This window comes from Cetobacterium sp. 2A (assembly GCF_014250685.1).
Taxonomy (GTDB): Bacteria; Fusobacteriota; Fusobacteriia; order Fusobacteriales; family Fusobacteriaceae; genus Cetobacterium.
Genome location: NZ_JACFAJ010000006.1, coordinates 642,501 through 661,521, shown reverse-complemented (window position 1 = coordinate 661,521; position 19,021 = coordinate 642,501). Strand labels below are relative to the sequence as shown.

Sequence of the window (19,021 nt, the reverse complement as noted above, 5' to 3'; positions counted from 1 at the left end):
TTTTATATACATTTTAATTTATAAATAATTAATCTTTATACATAACTTATATGATTTTAAATCATTTGTCAACCGATAATTTCACTTAAAATAGAGTCTGTTTTATTTGTGAACATGAGGTTTCGCTGGATTTGTACACTCTCATCCAACTTTTTAGAGATATTACTATTTACTGCAATTAAACTATTAAATATTACTTAACATATCAATTCCCTTTCAGAACTCTTTCTATATATTTTTTTATAGTATTTAGATATATTCTTTTTGACTTACTCTTCATTGTAAGTAGGAAATTTATGTCTATATGCTCCTCTTGGGAACACATTTTTAATGCTTTTTCTTCAATTTTTAATTGCTCATATTCATCAAGTTTTTCAAACTCCATAAGTACATCTTTTGGTATGTCAACCTCTTCTACTATGTCTTTGATGCTTATTACAACTGGTTTTCTAACAGTCTTTCTAGCTGCGTTTATCTTCTTTTTACTGATTAACCCTTTCTCTTTTACTATGTTATTGAAAAGAGTTAAATTTTGTTTGTTTTGATCATTTTCTTCAGTTAGAATATTTTTTAATATTCCATTCATGTATTGTACAAGGGTTGATTTAATGTTGCTATTAAGATTTTTATAAACAATCTTTAGTACTTCTATAGCTACTTTTTCACCATCTTCTAAGAAGATTTTCTTTATCTTAGTATCTGTTCTTTTGTCCCAAGCCCTTGAAGCATATATGTTTTTCTTAGCTTTTATAATAGCGTCTAAAACCGGAGCTGAAAATATATCTTCTTCAATTTTTTTAGTTGAAGTTGTGACTTTTTTCACTTTTTCTTTCTCCACTTTTTTCTCTTCTAACTCTATTATTTCGGCCTCTTCTATATTCTGCTCTAACTTTTTGTCTTTTTCAATATTTTTTTTATAAATAATTTCTTTTGGGTTCTCTTGATTGCCCATTTCGATGAAACTAGAGATATGACATTCTCCATCTTTTTTCAAATTAAACTTATAAGATATGTAGTAAGTATCCTCACTCTTAGCTTGTCTAGACTTATACTGAGTTATGTATCCCAATTCTTTTAAAACGTCATAAGCTTTTTCTATTCTTTTTAGAATCTGTTTCATTCTACAAAGAACATAAGTTTTTACTTCCCCATTTTTATTCACTCTTTCTGTCACTTGCTCAGTTTTAAGAGGAATTATTGCAGCGATAGTTCTTATGTTTATTTCGTCTGTCAATTTGTCGTATCTAATTTTACTGATATACTTGTAAATTCTACCAGCAATTGGATCTTTAGCTAAAATTTCCATCAGAGCTTTAGAGTTATATTTTATGTATCTTTTGTCACTAATTTTTTGTCTAATATTTTTGTTTAGAGTAACCCTGTAATATATCTTTTTACCTTTTTTTAATTTTTGATATGTAAGAAGTTTAAACTCCTCATCTTCAAAGCGGTATTTCCCCAATTTTGTATGATTTGAAACTATAAATTGGTACTCGGTATTCTTTAAATTTTTAAGAGCTTGTTCTACTTTTGAGTAGTAAGTTCTGTTCATTTTATTACCTAAAAAATTCACTATAAAATCTGAAATTTCAAACTCTATATATTCACTATTGTCATCTATATCTTTTTTGATTTCATACATAGAAATAAGATATGTGTATATCTTTTCTTCAAAGATAGATGGTTGAAAAACTTGATCTTTTACGTCTTTTGCGACTAGGGTACAATACATTGTAACTCCTAGATCTTCAAAGGAGTATTGGAAGTTTACACGTTTGTTTTGTTTCTGAGGAGTAAAGAATGGAAATACAATCATTTCAACAGGGATATTTATTATATTATCTTTTAAGTTTAAAAAATTTCCCGTCTCTTTAATAACAACTTCACGGACTTCTATCTCTGGTACTTGATTGAGTTTTATGTCAATCTTACGTATATCATCTAAAAGTGAACCGCTGGAGGTTATATTAAAGCTTTCAATCTCATCTTGGTTGGATTTTTTCATAAAAATTGGGCCTCCATAAAATGTATATGAACATTAATATTATTTGTTTTTATATAATTCAGTACTAAATAATATAGCACTTTTTATGTATATTAACAATAATATTTTTAAAAAAATACAAACTCAATGTTTATAAGGGTTTAAAGCGTGTTATAATTTCAGTGTATAGCATCTATCTCAACAAAATCAACCTATCACTCTTTTGTATACGAACATTAATATTTTGTGAACTATACAAAGTCAATAAAATCAAGGGTTGAAGAGTAGTCAGTTTTTCCCCATATACCATCGGTACCAATGAAATCAATAGTTTGTTCTTTTGTATACGAACATTAATATTTTATCTACCCTATAAAGTCAATAAAATCAAGGGTTTTTTGAAGTTGTTTTTTTGACGTATACATAACTAACTCAATAGAATCAACGAGTTTATGCTTATGTATATGAACAAGAATAAAAAAAAATGTATAAAGTCAATGAAATCAAGGGTCGGACAGGTGTTTTTTTTGTGACTTGGTCTGTACATATAACATTATACATATAACAAAACAACATAGGGCGAAATTATTGGATATTTTATTTCATCTTGAATTTCATATTTTACTTGACAAATAGCTAAATTTCTTCTAAAATATTTATCTGAAATATAGACGTTTTTAGGAGGTGAAAATAATGAGTAAAATGACATACCAACCGAACAACAGAAAGTATAAAAAAGACCACGGATTTAGAGCTAGAATGGCTACTAAAAACGGAAGAAAAGTTCTAAAGAGAAGAAGAGCTAGAGGAAGAAAAGTATTATCAGCATAAAACCCGGTGATTTTAACACCGGGTTTTTAATAGGGAGTCAGTATGAATAACTTAAAAAAAAATGGAGAGTTTCAATCAATTTACAATTTTGGAAAAAAAAGTTTTGGTTATTACTCTCTTATTTTTTTTAAAAAAAATGAGCTAGAATATAACCGTACTGGATTTGTCGTGAGTAAGAAAACAGGAAATGCCGTTTGTCGGAATAGATTGAAAAGATTATTTAGAGAATATTATCGTTTACATGAAGAAAAAATAACAACTGGCTATGATATTATTTTTGTAGCTAAACGAACTGCTGGAGAAAAATTCAAAACCCTGAAGTATGAGGAGATGAAAACGGATCTTGACCGTGTTCTTAAAAATTCGAAGTTGTTTAAAGCTTAACTATGTCTTGAAAAAAATTGCATTATTTTTAATAAAATTTTACCAAAGGTATATATCAATTTTCTTGGGGAAAAATTGTAGATTCTATCCTACTTGTTCTGCATACACTTATGAAGCCATTGAAACATATGGGTTTATAAAAGGGGTTTATTTGGGAATGAGAAGAATTGTTAAATGCCATCCATTTAACCCAGGGGGATATGATCCAGTACCTAAATGTATGAAATCAAGGGAGGATTAAAATGGAATTTCTATATACAATATTTGAACAGATATTGAAAGCGATCTACGGAGTAACGGGGAACTACGGATTAGCTATAATTGGTCTAACAATACTAATTAAAATAGTTTTATTACCTTTAACACTAAAACAAGATAAATCAATGAGAGCTATGAAGAAACTTCAACCAGAGCTTGATAAGTTAAAGGAGCAGTACTCAGCAGATCCAAAATTATTGAATCAAAAAACTATGGAACTTTATCAACAACATAAAGTAAATCCAGCAGGTGGATGTGTTCCACTTATTATTCAACTTCCAATTCTTTGGGCACTGTTCGGTGTTTTAAGAGCTGAAAGAGGAATAGTTCCAGCTGAAGATTTCCTATGGATGAATCTACTAAGTCCAGACCCATATTATATATTACCAGTTCTAAACGGAGTTGTTTCATTCGTTCAACAGAAATTAACTGGAACAGATAGTAATCCGCAAATGAAGAACATGATGTATATGTTCCCAGTTATGATGATATTTATCTCATACAAAATGCCAGCAGGATTACAAATTTACTGGTTAACATCAAGTTTAGCAGGTGTTATTCAACAGTATATAATTATGAAAAAAGGGGAGTAGTGTAGAATGGATAATATAATAGAAATTAAAGCTATGAATAGAGAAGATGCTATTCAAAGAGCTCTTAAAATATTAGAAGCTACACCAGAACAGGTTGTTAGAGTAGAAGAAAAAGAGAAAAGCAGATCTTTCTTTGGATTTTTCGCCAAAGATGGAATTTATGAAATAGAAGTTACAAGAGAAAAAATATCTGAAGAAGTTCAGCCAGAAGAAAAACCAGTTTCAGTAGCATCAGTAACAAGAGAGAAAGTAAGTGGACCTGAGTTAGAAAAGATAGTTATCTCTAAAGCTCAAGATTTACTTGATCAAATGGGATTGGATTTAAAAGCTGAAGTTTTAAGATTAGATGGAAAAAACTGTGTAGTAAATCTTTATGGTGAAGACAATGGAATCATCATAGGGAAAAAAGGAAAAACTCTAAATAGTTATGAGTACCTACTAAATGCTCTTGTTAAAGAAATAAGAGTTGAAGTAGACGTTGAAGGATTCAAAGAGAAAAGAAATATAACATTAAGAGATTTAGCTAGAAAAATGGCTGAAAAAGCTCTTAAGACAAATAAACTTATAAAGCTTAATCCTATGCCTCCAAGAGAGAGAAAGATTATTCATGAGGTTATTAATAAATATTCTGAACTTGATACTTATAGCGAAGGAAGAGACCCTAAGAGATACATAGTTATAAAAAGAAAAAAGTAGAGGTGAATGTCAATGTTTGATACTATCGCAGCTATTTCAACTCCAAGAGGAGAAGGTGGAATCGGAATTGTAAGAATATCTGGTCCTGACTCGTTATGTATACTATCAAAAATATTTACACCGAAATCTGGAAAATCAATTGAAGATTTAAGAAATTTCAGTATTAACTACGGGCATATATATGATGGAGAAACCTTAGTAGATGAGGTTATGGTTTCAATAATGAAAGGTCCTAATACTTATACGAAAGAAGACATAGTGGAAGTTAACTGTCACGGTGGATTTCTTATCACAGAAAGAGTATTAGAACTTATTTTAAAAAAAGGTGCAAGAATATCTGAACTTGGAGAGTTTACAAGAAGAGCTTTCTTAAATGGAAGAATCGACTTAACTCAAGCAGAGTCTGTTATGGACCTTATACATGGAAAGACTGATAAGAGTATATCTCTATCGTTAAATCAGCTTCGTGGTGATTTAAGAGAGCAGATAGGCCATCTTAAAAAGCTCTTACTAGATGTTGCTGCTCACGTAAATGTTGTACTTGATTATCCTGAAGAGGGAATAGATGATCCGTTACCTCTTGATCTAGTAGATAATCTTCATGTAGTTATGAATACAACAGACGCTCTAATAAAATCTTATGACAAAGGTAAGATGATAAAAGAGGGAGTGAAAACAGCTATAGTTGGAAAACCAAATGTTGGTAAGTCTAGTTTACTAAACTCTATTTTAAAAGAGGAAAGAGCTATTGTTACACATATTGCTGGAACAACTAGAGACATCATAGAAGAAGTTATCAACTTAAAAGGTGTTCCTCTTATTCTTGTAGATACTGCAGGAATTAGAAAGACAGAAGACTTTGTTGAAAATATCGGAGTAGAAAAATCTAAAGAGATGATTGAAAAGGCGGACTTAGTTCTTTTCGTTGTCGATGGTTCAAGAGAACTGGATATAGAAGATATGGAAATCTATAATACGATTGATGCTGGTAAAGTAATTGGTCTTATGAATAAGATGGATGTTGAAACTAAAATAGATGTAACTCCTTTAACTAAAATAAAGAAGTGGATAAAGATATCAGCTAAAGAAAATACAGGTATCGATGCTATGGAAGATGAGATTTATAGATACGTAGTTTCAGGTCAAGTGGAGGATTCTTCAGAAAAACTTGTTATAACTAACGTAAGACATAAATCAGCTCTGGAAAAAACAAAAGATGCTGTGAGAAATATATTTGAAACTATAGATTCTGGATATCCTATGGATCTAATAGCGGTAGATTTAAAAGAGGGATTAGATGCCCTTTCAGAAGTTACTGGTGAGATAAGTAATGAAGATTTACTAGATCACATATTTAGTAATTTCTGTGTAGGAAAATAAAAAAAGCCTGATAAACATTAGCCACCATCTAGGTGGCTAATGTTTTTACTTATGTATACGGACATTAATAAGGAGAATAAAAAATATGAATAGATATGATGTAATCGTTGTTGGTGCAGGTCATGCTGGAGTTGAAGCAGCTCTTGCATCTGCAAGACTTGGTAGAAAAACTTTGATGTTCACTATGTATCTAGATAATATTGGAATGATGTCTTGTAATCCATCTATTGGAGGACCTGGAAAAAGTAATTTAGTTGCTGAGATAGATATCCTTGGTGGAGAAATGGGAAGACATACTGATAAATATAATCTTCAGTTAAAACATCTAAACACAAGTAAAGGACCAGCAGCTAGAATAACTAGAGGTCAAGCTGATAAATTCTGGTATAGAGAGAAAATGAAAGAGCTTATAGAGAGCACAGAAAATCTTGAAACTATGCAGGATACAGTTGAAGAAATTTTAGTGGAAGATGGAACAGTAATTGGAGTAAAGACAGCTTTAGGAATAGAATATTTTAGTGAAACTGTTGTTCTTGCAACTGGAACTTTTTTAAAGGGAAGAGTTGTAATTGGGGACGTTAAATATCCAGCTGGAAGACAGGGAGAAAACTCAGCAGAGAAACTTTCTGATTCACTTCTTGCAAATGGAGTTCACCTAGAGAGATATCAAACAGCTACTCCTCCAAGAATAGATAAACGTACTGTAGATTTTTCTGTAATGCAAGAGTTATATGGAGAAAAGAATCCTAGATACTTCTCAATCTATACAGAGAAAAAAGAGAATAGAGTTGTTCCAACTTGGCTAACTCATACTTCTGAGAAAACTTTAGAAGTTACAAAGGCTATGCTAAAACACTCTCCAATCGTATCAGGAATAATAGAGACTCATGGTCCTAGACATTGTCCATCTCTTGATAGAAAAGTTCTTAATTTCCCAGATAAATTTGACCATCAAATTTTCTTAGAATTAGAATCTCAAGAATCAAATGAACTTTATATAAATGGACTTACAACAGCTATGCCTCCATTTGCTCAAGACGCAATGTTGAGAAGTATAAAGGGACTTGAAAATGCAAAAATAATGAGATATGGTTATGCTGTAGAGTATGATTATGCTCCAGCTTCACAGCTTTATCCAAGTTTAGAAAATAAAAAAGTAAAGAACTTATATTTTGGTGGACAGATAAATGGAACATCTGGATATGAGGAAGCAGCAACTCAAGGATTCATAGCTGGAGTAAATGCAGCTAGAAAGACTATGGGTAAAGAGCCTATTATTTTCCATAGAAACGAAGGATATTTAGGAGTATTAGTTGACGATATAATCCATAAGAAAACTCCAGAACCATACAGAGTTTTACCATCTCGTTCTGAGTATAGATTAACTCTTAGATTTGATAATGCTTTCATGAGACTTTTAGATAAAGCTGAAGAGATTGGAATAGTTCCGGTTGAAAAAATAGAGTATCTAAAAAAATGTAGAGCAACTGTCTATGAAGAGATAAAATTGATAAAAGAAATAAAAGTACCAATGGTTGAAGCAAATGAACTGTTAGAAAAAGTTGGAGCTAAGCAAAGACTTACTAAAGGTGTTCCAGCTAGTGAACTTTTAAAATTCAAGGAAGTAAGCTATGATGATATAGCACATCTACTTGAAATTCAAGATCATCCAGAATTTGTTAAAAATCAAATTGAAACTATGATTAAATATGAAATATTTATTGAAAGAGAAGAACAGCAAATTGAAAGATTTAAAAAGTTAGAAGATATGAAAATACCTGAAGACTTTAATTACTCTGATGTAAAAAGTATTTCTAATATAGCAAGAGCTGGTCTTGAAGAAGTAAGACCTATGTCAATAGGAGAAGCTTCAAGAATAAGTGGGGTTACAGGAAACGATATAGCCCTATTAATAGCAGCAATTAGATAAGAAAAAGATAGAGAAGTATTAGAAAGCAATATGACTTTTTAATACTTCTTTTTATTTTTTGCTATTTTATAATTTTCAATCTATAATTAGATAGTATTATTGATAGTATACATATGAAGTATACAAAGGAGTGAGATAATGTTCAGAGATGAAGTCCCATTTTTTCTAAGTAAAGAGCGAGGAAAGGTAATATATTTGGCCTCTTCAAATAAAAATATAGATATATATTTTGATATGCTTCAAGAGAAAGGGATAAAAAATATAGTTAAAGTTGATGATCTTTTAGATGATGAAAGTTTTTATAGAATAAATTATGAACTTATTGATACTATCAAAAATAAAAAAGAGTATATAATATTAATTTCGTTGGAAGGGATATTAAAAAATTATATCTTCGATGGCGAAAGATTGTGTCTTAAACTTGGAAAAGTTATTTCTCAGAAAGATTTGATAGAAAAGCTTGAAAGTAGCGGTTATACTAGGAATTACTTGGTAGAGAAGAGAATGGAGTACTCTATAAGAGGAGATATTTTTGATGTATTCCCACCAAGTGGAGAAAATCCTGTTCGTATAGAATTCTTTGGAGATGAGATAGATAGAATATCGTATTTTTCTATATATACACAGAAAACTGTAGAGAAAATAAGTGAAGTGTATATGTATATAGACAAAAATAATGAAAACAGAATAAGCTTCATGAATATTGTAGAAAAAATTCACAAAAAAGATTTGAAGCTATTCATAGAGAACCCGGAACTGTTACGTTACAGACTTGAAGAGAATGTTTTAAGAGATAGGGAAAAAGAGAAGGAAATTAGAGATTTTTTTATTGATGTTGAAGAGAAATTTACTCCATTGGAAGTAATCAAGTCGGATAATAAAAAATTTAGTAGAAAAAAAGATTTTACAAAAGATGGAATAAAATATAATGAATTTTCTCAAATACGTGAAAATGATTATATAATTCATGAAAATTATGGAGTGGGAATATATTTAGGAATTGAGATTATAGATAATAAAGATTACTTGATGATAAAATATGCCGGTGAAGATAAGCTATATGTTCCAATAGATGGTATAAATAGAATTGAAAGATATATATGTGATCCTGGAAATGTTCCAGAGATATATAATCTTGGAAGAAGAGGATTTAAAAAGCGTAGAGAGAAACTCGAAGAAGAGATGCTTCAGTTTGCTAAAGATATAGTGGCAATTCAAGCTAAGAGAGCTATGAATATAGGATATAGCTTCTCACCAGATACTGTTTGGCAAGATGAATTTGAAGAAAAATTCCAATATACAGAAACTAGAGATCAAAGAAGAGCCATAGAAGATGTTAAAAGAGATATGGAATCTTCAAAAGTTATGGATAGAATAGTTTGTGGAGACGTTGGATATGGAAAGACGGAAGTTGCAGTGCGTGCTACTTTTAAAGCTATAATGGATGGAAAACAAGTTTTACTAATAGCTCCGACAACAGTTTTAGCTCAGCAACACTTTGAAAGATTTCAGGAGAGATTTCAAGAGTATCCAATAACAATGGATATTCTAAGTAGATTAAAAAGTGATAAAGAACAAAATGAAACTATAAAAAAATTACAATCTGGAAGTTTAGATGTAGTGATAGGAACTCATAGAGCTCTTTCATCCGATGTAAAATTTAATAATCTTGGTTTAATAATTGTAGATGAGGAACAAAAATTTGGAGTTAAGGCAAAAGAGAGTTTAAAAAAAATAAGAAATAGTGTTGATATGTTAACCCTGACAGCTACTCCTATTCCAAGAACTCTAAACTTAGCACTTTTGGGTATAAGAGATATTTCTGTTATAGAAACAGCTCCGGAAGGTCGTATTCCAGTTGAAACTATGATTATGGACAATAATAAAAAAGAGATAAGAGATGCAATTATGAGAGAGATTGCTAGGGAAGGACAAGTCTTTTATATCTACAATGTAGTTAAAAGTATGGAGAAAAAATTGGAGGAATTAAGAAAAATAGTTCCCAAATTTATAAATATAGAGTATATACATGGAAAGATGACTCCAAAAGAGATAAAAGCAAGACTTCGTGCATTTGAAGATGGAGAGATAGATATACTTCTTAGTACAACTATAATAGAAAATGGAATTGATATAGAAAATGCAAATACAATAATAATTGAAGGCATGGATAAATTGGGACTTTCACAAGTTTATCAACTTCGTGGAAGAGTTGGAAGAGGAAAGAGAAAGGGTTATTGTTATTTGGTAAAAGATGCTGATAAAGATTTTGGAAAAAAAGCTGCTCAAAGAGAGGAGTCTTTAAAAAATCTTGAGCCAACTGGTGGTGGTTTCCAACTTTCTCTTGAAGATATGAGAATACGTGGTGCTGGAGAAATTTTAGGAGATAAACAGCATGGAGCACTTGAAACTTTTGGTTACAATCTCTATATGAAACTTTTAAAAGAAGAGATTGGAAAAGTTAAAGGAGAGGAAAAAAGTGAAAATATAGTAAAGATAGATTTAGATGAAGAAGCTTTTATTCCAGATTCATATATTTCTTCAAATGAAAAATTGGTTATATACAGAAGAGCACTAGATATTGATAATTTAGATGAGCTACTTCTTTTAGAAAGAGAATTAAGAGATAGATTTGGAAAAGAACCTAGAGAGGTTAAAAATCTTTTTAGATTTTTGAAAATAAAGATATTAGCAAAGATTGCAAATGTAGTAGAGATTAAATCTACTGAAGATGGATATTTTATTAGTTTTAATGAAGTTTTAGTTAATTTTGAAAAACTTCATAAATTGATAAGCGATGGAAAAGCTAGATATTCTCAAAGAGAGAAAGGTTTATATTATAAGGGTGAGATGGTTGAATTTTTAGAATGGTATTTAGGAGGAGAAAATGACAGAGTTTTATAAATTGGTGGAAATTATGAAAAAGCTTCGTGGACCTGATGGGTGTCCTTGGGATAAGGAGCAAGACTTAGAAAGTTTAAAACCATATTTACTGGAAGAGGCTTATGAAGTTCTTGAAGTTATGGATGTTGGTGGAGATCTTTTAAAGGGTGAACTTGGAGATTTACTTTTACAGATTGTATTCCAATCAAATATCTGTGAAGAAAAGGGAGAGTTCAATGTAGATGATGTAATAAAATCTCTTTGTGAAAAATTAATCAGAAGACATCCTCATATTTTTGAAGATGATTTGATATGTCCCACTTCTACAAGTGAAGAAGTTAAAATAAATTGGGAGAAAATTAAAAAGACAGAGGCAGAACATAAAAATAGAACTTCTATCTTAGATGGAATACCAAAACATATGCCAGCATTACTAAAAGCTGAAAAAATTCAAAAGAAGGCTGCTAAAGTTGGATTTGAATGGGAAAATGTGGAGGGAGTTTTAGATAAAGTTGAAGAGGAGATAAAAGAGTTTCGTCAGGCATTGAAAGATAAACAGAAAAATCAGATGATGGATGAAATGGGAGATATATTATTCTCTTTAGTAAATCTTTCAAGATACCTTGGAATAAATAGCCAAGAGTCTCTAAACAGCACTATAAGAAAGTTTGATAAAAGATTTCGTTATGTAGAAGAAAAATGTGATTTAGAAACAGCAACTTTAGATGAAATGGAAATTTTTTGGCAAGCTGCTAAAAAAAATGTAAAATAGCAACTATTGACATATAAAAAAAATAGAGTATATATAAGAATCAGAAAGGGAGAAAGATGAGATTAGATAAGTTTTTAAAAGTGAGTAGAATCATAAAAAGAAGGCCAATAGCAAAGTTGGTTGTAGACGGTGGAAAAGCAAAATTAAATGGAAAAGTTGCTAAGGCCAGTACTGAAGTAAAAGTTGGTATGATACTGGAACTGGAATATTACAATAGATATTTCAAATTTGAAATATTGGAGGTTCCAGAAGGTAACGTATCAAAGAATAAAACTTCAGAATTATTAAAACTTTTAGACAGTCAAGGTATTGTTATAAACTTGGATGGAGAGGAGGATATTTTTTAATGAGGTTTAACTTAGAAGCTAGAGCTAAAATTAACTTAGGGTTAAACGTAGTTGGAAAATTAGAAAATGGTTATCACTTATTAGATATGGTTATGGTACCCATATCTCTTTCAGATAAATTGACTGTAGAATTTTATGAAGAAATTGGAGAATTAGAGATTACAACCAATAAAGCTGAGATTCCTACAGGAAAAAGTAATATTTTATATAAGATTTATGATAAGTTTTATGAAATTACAGGATTAGAAAAAAGGAGAATAACTGTTTATCTAGAAAAGAATATACCACACGAAGCTGGGTTAGGTGGTGGAAGTTCTGACGGAGCTATATTCTTAAAGACATTAAATAGTTATCACAAAGAGATACTAAATGAATCTCAGTTGATAGATCTGGGTAAATCTATCGGAGCTGATATTCCATTTTTTATAAAAGATTGTGCATGTAGGGTTCAGGGTATTGGGGAAATATTAGAAGAAGTGGAGAATAATTTAGACTATAGGGTGGTCGTAATAAAACCAAATTTTGGTGTTTCTACAGCAGTTGCTTATGGAAACATGAAAAAACTTTCTAATATGAAAAAAGCTGATATTGATAAAATTCTTAAGGGGTTAAGAAAAAATAGCTTGGATATGGTAAAGATGGGAATTGAAAATAATTTAGAGGAAGCTCTACTTATTGACAATATGGATATTATCAGTTTTAGAAAGAAGTTGGCTGAATTTCAAGAGTTGATGTTTTTTATGTCTGGTAGTGGAAGTGCATACTTTACTTTTATTGAGAGAGATAAAGCTGAGCTTTGTCTTGACGAGCTTAAAAAGAGGTTAGAAAACTGCGAAGTACATCTTTGCGATTTTTAATAAACTACTAAAATAAAAGGAAGGTGCATTATAATATGAGAATTACAGACGTGAGATTAAGAACAGTAAAAAATGAAAACGAATTGAAATTAAAAGCCTATGCAGACGTGACTTTTGATGAGTGCTTTGTAATCCATGGATTAAAAATAATCGATGGACAAAAGGGTATGTTCGTTGCAATGCCTTCAAGAAAAATGCCAGATGGAGAATATAAGGATATTGCACATCCAATTACTCCTGAATTAAGAAAAGAAATAACTGACGCAGTTATTGCAAAATACAATGAAATGGAATCTACTGATGTTGTAGTAGCAGAAGTTGTATAAAGTAAAAAAAACCTATTGACTTTAATGAAGAAATATGTTACTATATTTGAGGTTATTGGGGTGTCGCCAAGCGGTAAGGCAACTGACTTTGACTCAGTTATGCGTTGGTTCGAATCCAGCCACCCCAGCCACTAATATAATAATGACAAATTACGAACTGTCCAATGGGCAGTTTTTTTTTTACTTTTTTTGTGCTATACTTAAAAAAAATCACGAAGAGGTGAAAGATTTTGAAAAGATTTCTATACCTTTACATATTCCTTGGAGTTTTAGCTTATTCTCAAGAGGAACTAAAATTTCAGGATGTACCAAAGGAGCATTGGGCCTATAAAGCTATAAGTAATTTGGTTCAAAAGAATATAATTGCAGAAGATGCTTTTGAATTTAGAGGAAATGTACCACTTAGTAGATATGAGTTTGCATACAATTTATCTAAAGCTGTCAATCAACTTCAAGCTGATAAAGCTGATAGAGGGGATTTGATACTACTTGAAAGTTTGGTATATGAATTTTCACAAGAACTTAATAAGATTGGATTTGATGCTGGAACTTTCAGTGGCAAAATATCCAATTTAGAGATAGATGTCAATCTTCTAAGAAAAAGTATAGGAGATAATACGTCTTCAATAAATGAGTTGAATAAGAGAATTCAGGTATTAGAGGAAAAATTGGGAAATTAATAAAGTTTGTTTTATTATATATTTATGGAGGCGTTATATGAAAAGATTATCATTTAGTTATTCAAATGCTTTAAATTTTTTATCTGAGAATGAAATAAAGCTTATGCATGGTCAAGGAGAAACAGCAGTAAAAATTCTAGAAGAAAAAAGTGGAGCAGGAAATGATTTCTTAGGTTGGGTTGATTTACCAACTAACTATGACAAGGTAGAATTCGATAGAATAAAGTTAGCAGCAGAAAAGATAAAATCTGATTCTGAAATTCTTATAGTAATAGGAATAGGAGGATCATATCTAGGAGCGAGAGCAGCAATAGAATTTTTATCTCACTCTTTTTACAATAACTTACCTAAAGATAAAAGAAAAGGTCCTGAGATTTATTTTGCTGGACAAAACATCTCGGGTAAATATATAACAGATCTTTTAGAAATGATAGGAGACAGAGATTACTCTGTTAATGTAATTTCAAAATCTGGAACAACAACAGAACCAGCTATAGCTTTTAGAATATTCAAAAAGCATTTAGAAGAAAAGTATGGAGTGGTAGAAGCTAGAAAAAGAATATATGCTACAACTGATTCTCAAAAGGGCGCTTTGAAAAAATTAGCAACAGATGAAGGATATGAAACATTCACTGTACCAGACGATGTTGGGGGAAGATTCTCTGTTTTAACAGCAGTTGGATTATTACCAATAGCAGCAGCAGGAATATCTATAGATGATTTAATGGCTGGAGCAAAAGAAGCGTCAGAACATTATAAAGCACCTCTTGCAGAAAATGACTGCTATAAATATGCAATAATTAGAAATATATTAAATAGAAAAGGTAAAGATGTAGAGTTACTTATAAACTACGAACCAAGACTACATTATATAGGAGAGTGGTGGAAGCAACTATTTGGAGAATCGGAAGGAAAGGACCAAAGAGGAATATTCCCAGCAGCAGCAGATTTTTCAACTGACTTACATTCACTTGGACAATTTATTCAAGATGGAAAAAGAGTTATGTTTGAAACTCTTATAAGTATAGATACACCAGACCACGATATAATAATAGAAGAAGTGGAAAATGATTTAGACGGATTAAATTATTTAGCTGGAAAAGGAATGGACTTTGTAAATAAGAAAGCAGCAGATGGAACTATACTTGCTCACGTTGATGGAGGAGTACCTAATTTAGAGATAACTATTCCTGAAGCATCAGCTTTCCAACTTGGTTACTTATTCTACTTCTTTGAAAAGGCTTGTGCTGTAAGTGGATATATTTTAGGTATCAATCCATTTAATCAACCAGGAGTTGAAGCTTATAAAGCTAATATGTTTGCATTACTTGGTAAGCCAGGATTTGAAGAACAAGCAAAAGAATTGAATTCTAGATTAAAAAAATAAAAAATATTATCACAGATATCCTAGTGTTTGCTAGGGTTCTGTGATATTTTTTTTAAAACTTTAAAATAAACAAAAAAACTTGTTGACAAAACTTGTAAGTTAAGATATAATTATATTTGTTCAGTGGAAAACACCACGGACGAAAAACAAAACAACAAACAAATAGGACATTAGCAACCGAATAGAGAAAGATAGTCAAAAGTTATGCAATAACAACCATTAAATGGTGTACATTAAGTCGTAAGACTTTAAAAATATATTTGAATGAAGAGTTTGATCCTGGCTCAGGATGAACGCTGACAGAATGCTTAACACATGCAAGTCGACTTGAAGTTCTTCGGAATGGAAAGTGGCGGACGGGTGAGTAACGCGTAAAGAATTTGCCTTTTAGTCTGGGACAACTGTTGGAAACGACAGCTAATACCGGATATTATGAGTTTCTCGCATGGGATTCTTATGAAAGCTATATGCGCTAGAAGAGAACTTTGCGTTCCATTAGCTAGTTGGTGGGGTAATGGCCCACCAAGGCGACGATGGATAGCCGGCCTGAGAGGGTGAACGGCCACAAGGGGACTGAGACACGGCCCTTACTCCTACGGGAGGCAGCAGTGGGGAATATTGGACAATGGGCCACAAGCCTGATCCAGCAATTCTGTGTGCACGATGAAGGTTTTAGGATCGTAAAGTGCTTTCAGTTGGGAAGAAAAAAATGACGGTACCAACAGAAGAAGCGACGGCTAAATACGTGCCAGCAGCCGCGGTAATACGTATGTCGCAAGCGTTATCCGGATTTATTGGGCGTAAAGCGCGTCTAGGCGGATTAGTAAGTCTGATGTTAAAATGCGGGGCTCAACTCCGTATTGCGTTGGAAACTGCTAGTCTAGAGTACTGGAGAGGTGGGCGGAACTACAAGTGTAGAGGTGAAATTCGTAGATATTTGTAGGAATGCCGATAGAGAAGTCAGCTCACTGGACAGATACTGACGCTGAAGCGCGAAAGCGTGGGGAGCAAACAGGATTAGATACCCTGGTAGTCCACGCCGTAAACGATGATCACTAGGTGTTGGGGGTCGAACCTCAGCGCCCAAGCTAACGCGATAAGTGATCCGCCTGGGGAGTACGTACGCAAGTATGAAACTCAAAGGAATTGACGGGGACCCGCACAAGCGGTGGAGCATGTGGTTTAATTCGACGCAACGCGAGGAACCTTACCAGCGTTTGACATCCCAAGAAGTTTCCAGAGATGGAGATGTGCCGGCTTGCCGGAACTTGGTGACAGGTGGTGCATGGCTGTCGTCAGCTCGTGTCGTGAGATGTTGGGTTAAGTCCCGCAACGAGCGCAACCCCTTTTGTATGTTGCTACCATTAAGTTGAGCACTCATGCGATACTGCCTGCGACGAGCAGGAGGAAGGTGGGGATGACGTCAAGTCATCATGCCCCTTATACGCTGGGCTACACACGTGCTACAATGGGCAGTACAGAGAGTCGCCAACCCGCGAGGGTGAGCTAATCTCTTAAAGCTGTTCTTAGTTCGGATTGTACTCTGCAACTCGAGTACATGAAGTTGGAATCGCTAGTAATCGCAAATCAGCTATGTTGCGGTGAATACGTTCTCGGGTCTTGTACACACCGCCCGTCACACCACGAGAGTTGGTTGCACCTGAAGTGGCAGGCCTAACCCGTAAGGGAGGGATGTTCCTAAGGTGTGATTAGCGATTGGGGTGAAGTCGTAACAAGGTATCCGTACGGGAACGTGCGGATGGATCACCTCCTTTCTAAGGAGACTACAATCTTTCTCTATTCGATTGATGATGTTCTATCATCAACTTTGGACATTGGAAACTATATAGTAGATATTGAGAGAATAATTAACAAATAACTAACAATTCAAATAATCTTTGAGTAGTTAGTCTGTCAAATAAAAATAGGTTAAGATATTAAGGGCACATGAAGGATGCCTTGGTAGTAAGAGCCGATGAAGGACGTGGTAAGCTGCGATAAGCCTAGAGGAGTTGCAATCGAACATTGATTCTAGGATTTCCGAATGGAGAAATCTGCTAAGATGGAGTCTTAGCACGAAAGAGGGAACCGCGTGAACTGAAACATCTAAGTAACGCGAGGAAAAGAAAGTAAAAACGATCCCCTAAGTAGCGGCGAGCGAACGGGGGTGAGCCTAAACCATATACATGTCAAGGTTACAGCCGTTGTGTATATGGGGTAGCGGGATAGTCTCTAGAAAGTCTGTAAAGCTTTCAGCATTTTGAAACACCGAACTGGAAGAACTTGGAAAAGTTCGCCGTAGAGGGTGATAGCCCCGTACAGGTAACCTGTTTCAAATGCGTAACTAATCCCAAGTAGCACGGAACACGAGGAATTCTGTGTGAATCAGCGAGGACCATATCTCGTAAGGCTAAATACTCTTACTAACCGATAGCGCATAGTACCGTGAGGGAAAGGTGAAAAGAACCCCGGGAGGGGAGTGAAATAGAACCTGAAATCATGTGCTTACAAGCGGTCAGAGCCCTTCGGGGTGATGGCGTGCCTTTTGGAGAATGATCCTGCGAGTTACGTTCAGTGGCAAGGTTAAGTTTAACGGAGCCGAAGGGAAACCGAGTCTGAATAGGGCGACATAGTCGCTGGGCGTAGACGCGAAACCTGGTGATCTAAGCCTGTCCAGGGTGAAGCTGTGGTAAGACACAGTGGAGGCCCGAACTCACCGCCGTTGAAAAGTTGGGAGATGAGGTAGGTTTAGGGGTGAAAAGCCAATCGAACCAGGAGATAGCTCGTTCTCTCCGAAATGCATTTAGGTGCAGCCTTGAGTGTTCAATTATGGGGGTAGAGCACTGAATGATCTAGGGGGCATATTGCTTACCGAAATCAATCAAACTCCGAATACCATAATTTAAGAGCTCAGGAGTGAGACTATGGGAATTAACTTCCATGGTCAAAAGGGAAACAACCCAGACCACCAGCTAAGGTCCCTAATTATAACTAAGTGGGAAAGGAGGTGGAGATTCACAAACAACCAGGAGGTTGGCTTAGAAGCAGCCATACCTTTAAAGAGTGCGTAATAGCTCACTGGTCGAGAGTCTCTGCGCCGACAATGTAACGGGGCTAAGTTATAAACCGAAGCTGTGGAATTGCGTAAGCAATTGGTAGGAGAGCGTTCTGTAGGCCGTTGAAGGAGAAGCGTAAGCGACTCTGGAGGTATCAGAAGTGAGAATGCAGGAATAAGTAGCGAGAATGGGAGCGAGAATCTCCCACGCCGGAAGACCAAGGGTTCCAGGGTAAAGTTTGTCTTCCCTGGGTAAGCCGGGTCCTAAGCCGAGGCTATAATGCGTAGGCGAATGGAAAACAGATTAATATTTCTGTGCCACTGATATTGAGTGATGGAGGGACGCAGGAGGTTATGCACGCTGGCGAACGGAAGTGCCAGTGTAAGCGTGTAGGGTGGTCTCGTAGGAAAATCCGCGAGACTAGATCTGAGGCGTGATACGGAGTCGTAAGATGAAGGTGCAAATACCACACTGCCGAGAAAAGCTTCTAAGCGTTTAAAGATATTAGTGCCCGTACCCCAAACCGACACAGGTGGTCAGGATGAGAAATCTAAGGCGGACAGGCTAACTCTCGTTAAGGAACTCTGCAAAATTGCCCCGTAACTTCGGGAGAAGGGGTGCCTTTCATGGTCAGCGAACACGCGTCGCAAAGCTGTG

General features: G+C 33.9%; 15 protein-coding genes, 1 tRNA gene and 2 rRNA genes (1 of these 18 running past the window's edge). 17 read left to right on the top strand and 1 reads right to left on the bottom strand.

Annotated elements, in window-relative coordinates:
- Nucleotides 1-205: 205 nt before the first annotated feature.
- On the bottom strand, nt 206-2,005 hold the full coding sequence (locus tag H3N56_RS07020; RefSeq protein WP_185880510.1) for a replication initiator protein A: 1,800 nt from the start codon (nt 2,003-2,005) through the stop codon (nt 206-208).
- A gap of 672 nt (nt 2,006-2,677) precedes the next feature.
- On the opposite strand from H3N56_RS07020, the gene rpmH reads away from it, so the two are divergent.
- The 17 genes from rpmH to H3N56_RS06935 all read left to right on the top strand — a co-directional run.
- Nucleotides 2,678-2,815 carry a 50S ribosomal protein L34 gene (gene rpmH / locus H3N56_RS07015; protein WP_185880509.1) on the top strand — a complete coding sequence of 46 codons (138 nt, stop codon included), beginning with the start codon at nt 2,678-2,680 and terminating at the stop codon, nt 2,813-2,815.
- A gap of 42 nt (nt 2,816-2,857) precedes the next feature.
- Nucleotides 2,858-3,199, top strand: a complete 342-nt coding sequence (gene rnpA / locus H3N56_RS07010) for a ribonuclease P protein component (RefSeq protein ID WP_185880508.1) — start codon at nt 2,858-2,860, stop codon at nt 3,197-3,199.
- 7 nt (nt 3,200-3,206) lie between these two features.
- Nucleotides 3,207-3,440: a membrane protein insertion efficiency factor YidD gene (gene yidD / locus H3N56_RS07005; RefSeq protein ID WP_185880507.1), complete on the top strand. Its 234-nt coding sequence runs from the start codon at nt 3,207-3,209 to the stop codon at nt 3,438-3,440.
- A 1-nt stretch (nt 3,441) separates the two neighbouring features.
- Nucleotides 3,442-4,050, top strand: coding sequence for a YidC/Oxa1 family membrane protein insertase (locus H3N56_RS07000; RefSeq protein WP_185880506.1), 609 nt, complete (start codon nt 3,442-3,444; stop codon nt 4,048-4,050).
- 6 nt (nt 4,051-4,056) lie between these two features.
- The gene (gene jag / locus H3N56_RS06995; protein ID WP_185880505.1) at nt 4,057-4,746 is read left to right on the top strand and encodes an RNA-binding cell elongation regulator Jag/EloR; all 690 of its coding nucleotides are present in this window, start codon (nt 4,057-4,059) and stop codon (nt 4,744-4,746) included.
- A 12-nt stretch (nt 4,747-4,758) separates the two neighbouring features.
- A complete protein-coding gene (gene mnmE, locus H3N56_RS06990; protein ID WP_185880504.1) occupies nt 4,759-6,126 on the top strand; it encodes a tRNA uridine-5-carboxymethylaminomethyl(34) synthesis GTPase MnmE in 1,368 nt (455 codons plus the stop codon).
- A gap of 85 nt (nt 6,127-6,211) precedes the next feature.
- Nucleotides 6,212-8,056: a tRNA uridine-5-carboxymethylaminomethyl(34) synthesis enzyme MnmG gene (gene mnmG / locus H3N56_RS06985; RefSeq protein WP_185880503.1), complete on the top strand. Its 1,845-nt coding sequence runs from the start codon at nt 6,212-6,214 to the stop codon at nt 8,054-8,056.
- 138 nt (nt 8,057-8,194) lie between these two features.
- Nucleotides 8,195-10,960 (top strand): transcription-repair coupling factor, encoded by a 2,766-nt coding sequence (mfd, locus tag H3N56_RS06980; protein WP_185880502.1) that lies wholly within the window; start codon nt 8,195-8,197, stop codon nt 10,958-10,960.
- Nucleotides 10,944-11,711: a nucleoside triphosphate pyrophosphohydrolase gene (mazG, locus tag H3N56_RS06975; protein WP_185880501.1), complete on the top strand. Its 768-nt coding sequence runs from the start codon at nt 10,944-10,946 to the stop codon at nt 11,709-11,711. Before mfd ends, mazG begins: the two co-directional genes overlap by 17 nt.
- Before the next feature lie 56 nt (nt 11,712-11,767).
- The gene (locus tag H3N56_RS06970) at nt 11,768-12,058 is read left to right on the top strand and encodes an RNA-binding S4 domain-containing protein (RefSeq protein WP_185880500.1); all 291 of its coding nucleotides are present in this window, start codon (nt 11,768-11,770) and stop codon (nt 12,056-12,058) included.
- Nucleotides 12,058-12,915, top strand: coding sequence for a 4-(cytidine 5'-diphospho)-2-C-methyl-D-erythritol kinase (gene ispE / locus H3N56_RS06965; RefSeq protein ID WP_185880499.1), 858 nt, complete (start codon nt 12,058-12,060; stop codon nt 12,913-12,915). Before H3N56_RS06970 ends, ispE begins: the two co-directional genes overlap by 1 nt.
- Nucleotides 12,916-12,950: 35 nt before the next feature.
- Nucleotides 12,951-13,241, top strand: a complete 291-nt coding sequence (gene spoVG / locus H3N56_RS06960; RefSeq protein ID WP_185880498.1) for a septation regulator SpoVG — start codon at nt 12,951-12,953, stop codon at nt 13,239-13,241.
- A 56-nt stretch (nt 13,242-13,297) separates the two neighbouring features.
- Nucleotides 13,298-13,372, top strand: a tRNA-Gln gene (locus tag H3N56_RS06955).
- Nucleotides 13,373-13,471: 99 nt separating this feature from the next.
- On the top strand, nt 13,472-13,921 hold the full coding sequence (locus tag H3N56_RS06950) for an S-layer homology domain-containing protein (RefSeq protein ID WP_185880497.1): 450 nt from the start codon (nt 13,472-13,474) through the stop codon (nt 13,919-13,921).
- Nucleotides 13,922-13,958: 37 nt separating this feature from the next.
- Nucleotides 13,959-15,308: a glucose-6-phosphate isomerase gene (locus tag H3N56_RS06945; protein WP_185880496.1), complete on the top strand. Its 1,350-nt coding sequence runs from the start codon at nt 13,959-13,961 to the stop codon at nt 15,306-15,308.
- A gap of 261 nt (nt 15,309-15,569) precedes the next feature.
- Nucleotides 15,570-17,083 (top strand): 16S ribosomal RNA (locus tag H3N56_RS06940).
- A gap of 152 nt (nt 17,084-17,235) precedes the next feature.
- Nucleotides 17,236-19,021 (top strand): 23S ribosomal RNA (locus tag H3N56_RS06935); it runs 1,128 nt beyond the window's last position.
- Together the 16S and 23S rRNA genes form the textbook arrangement of a ribosomal RNA operon.

Bases quoted from the DNA above. Each gene is read 5' to 3' on its own strand.
- H3N56_RS06970 (WP_185880500.1), top strand. From the start codon at position 11,768: ATGAGATTAGATAAGTTTTTAAAAGTGAGTAGAATCATAAAAAGAAGG.
- ispE (WP_185880499.1), top strand. From the start codon at position 12,058: ATGAGGTTTAACTTAGAAGCTAGAGCTAAAATTAACTTAGGGTTAAAC.
- rpmH (WP_185880509.1), top strand. From the start codon at position 2,678: ATGAGTAAAATGACATACCAACCGAACAACAGAAAGTATAAAAAAGAC.
- mnmG (WP_185880503.1), top strand. From the start codon at position 6,212: ATGAATAGATATGATGTAATCGTTGTTGGTGCAGGTCATGCTGGAGTT.
- H3N56_RS07020 (WP_185880510.1), bottom strand. From the start codon at position 2,005: ATGAAAAAATCCAACCAAGATGAGATTGAAAGCTTTAATATAACCTCC.
- spoVG (WP_185880498.1), top strand. From the start codon at position 12,951: ATGAGAATTACAGACGTGAGATTAAGAACAGTAAAAAATGAAAACGAA.
- H3N56_RS06945 (WP_185880496.1), top strand. From the start codon at position 13,959: ATGAAAAGATTATCATTTAGTTATTCAAATGCTTTAAATTTTTTATCT.
- mazG (WP_185880501.1), top strand. From the start codon at position 10,944: ATGACAGAGTTTTATAAATTGGTGGAAATTATGAAAAAGCTTCGTGGA.
- H3N56_RS07000 (WP_185880506.1), top strand. From the start codon at position 3,442: ATGGAATTTCTATATACAATATTTGAACAGATATTGAAAGCGATCTAC.
- mnmE (WP_185880504.1), top strand. From the start codon at position 4,759: ATGTTTGATACTATCGCAGCTATTTCAACTCCAAGAGGAGAAGGTGGA.
- jag (WP_185880505.1), top strand. From the start codon at position 4,057: ATGGATAATATAATAGAAATTAAAGCTATGAATAGAGAAGATGCTATT.
- rnpA (WP_185880508.1), top strand. From the start codon at position 2,858: ATGAATAACTTAAAAAAAAATGGAGAGTTTCAATCAATTTACAATTTT.
- mfd (WP_185880502.1), top strand. From the start codon at position 8,195: ATGTTCAGAGATGAAGTCCCATTTTTTCTAAGTAAAGAGCGAGGAAAG.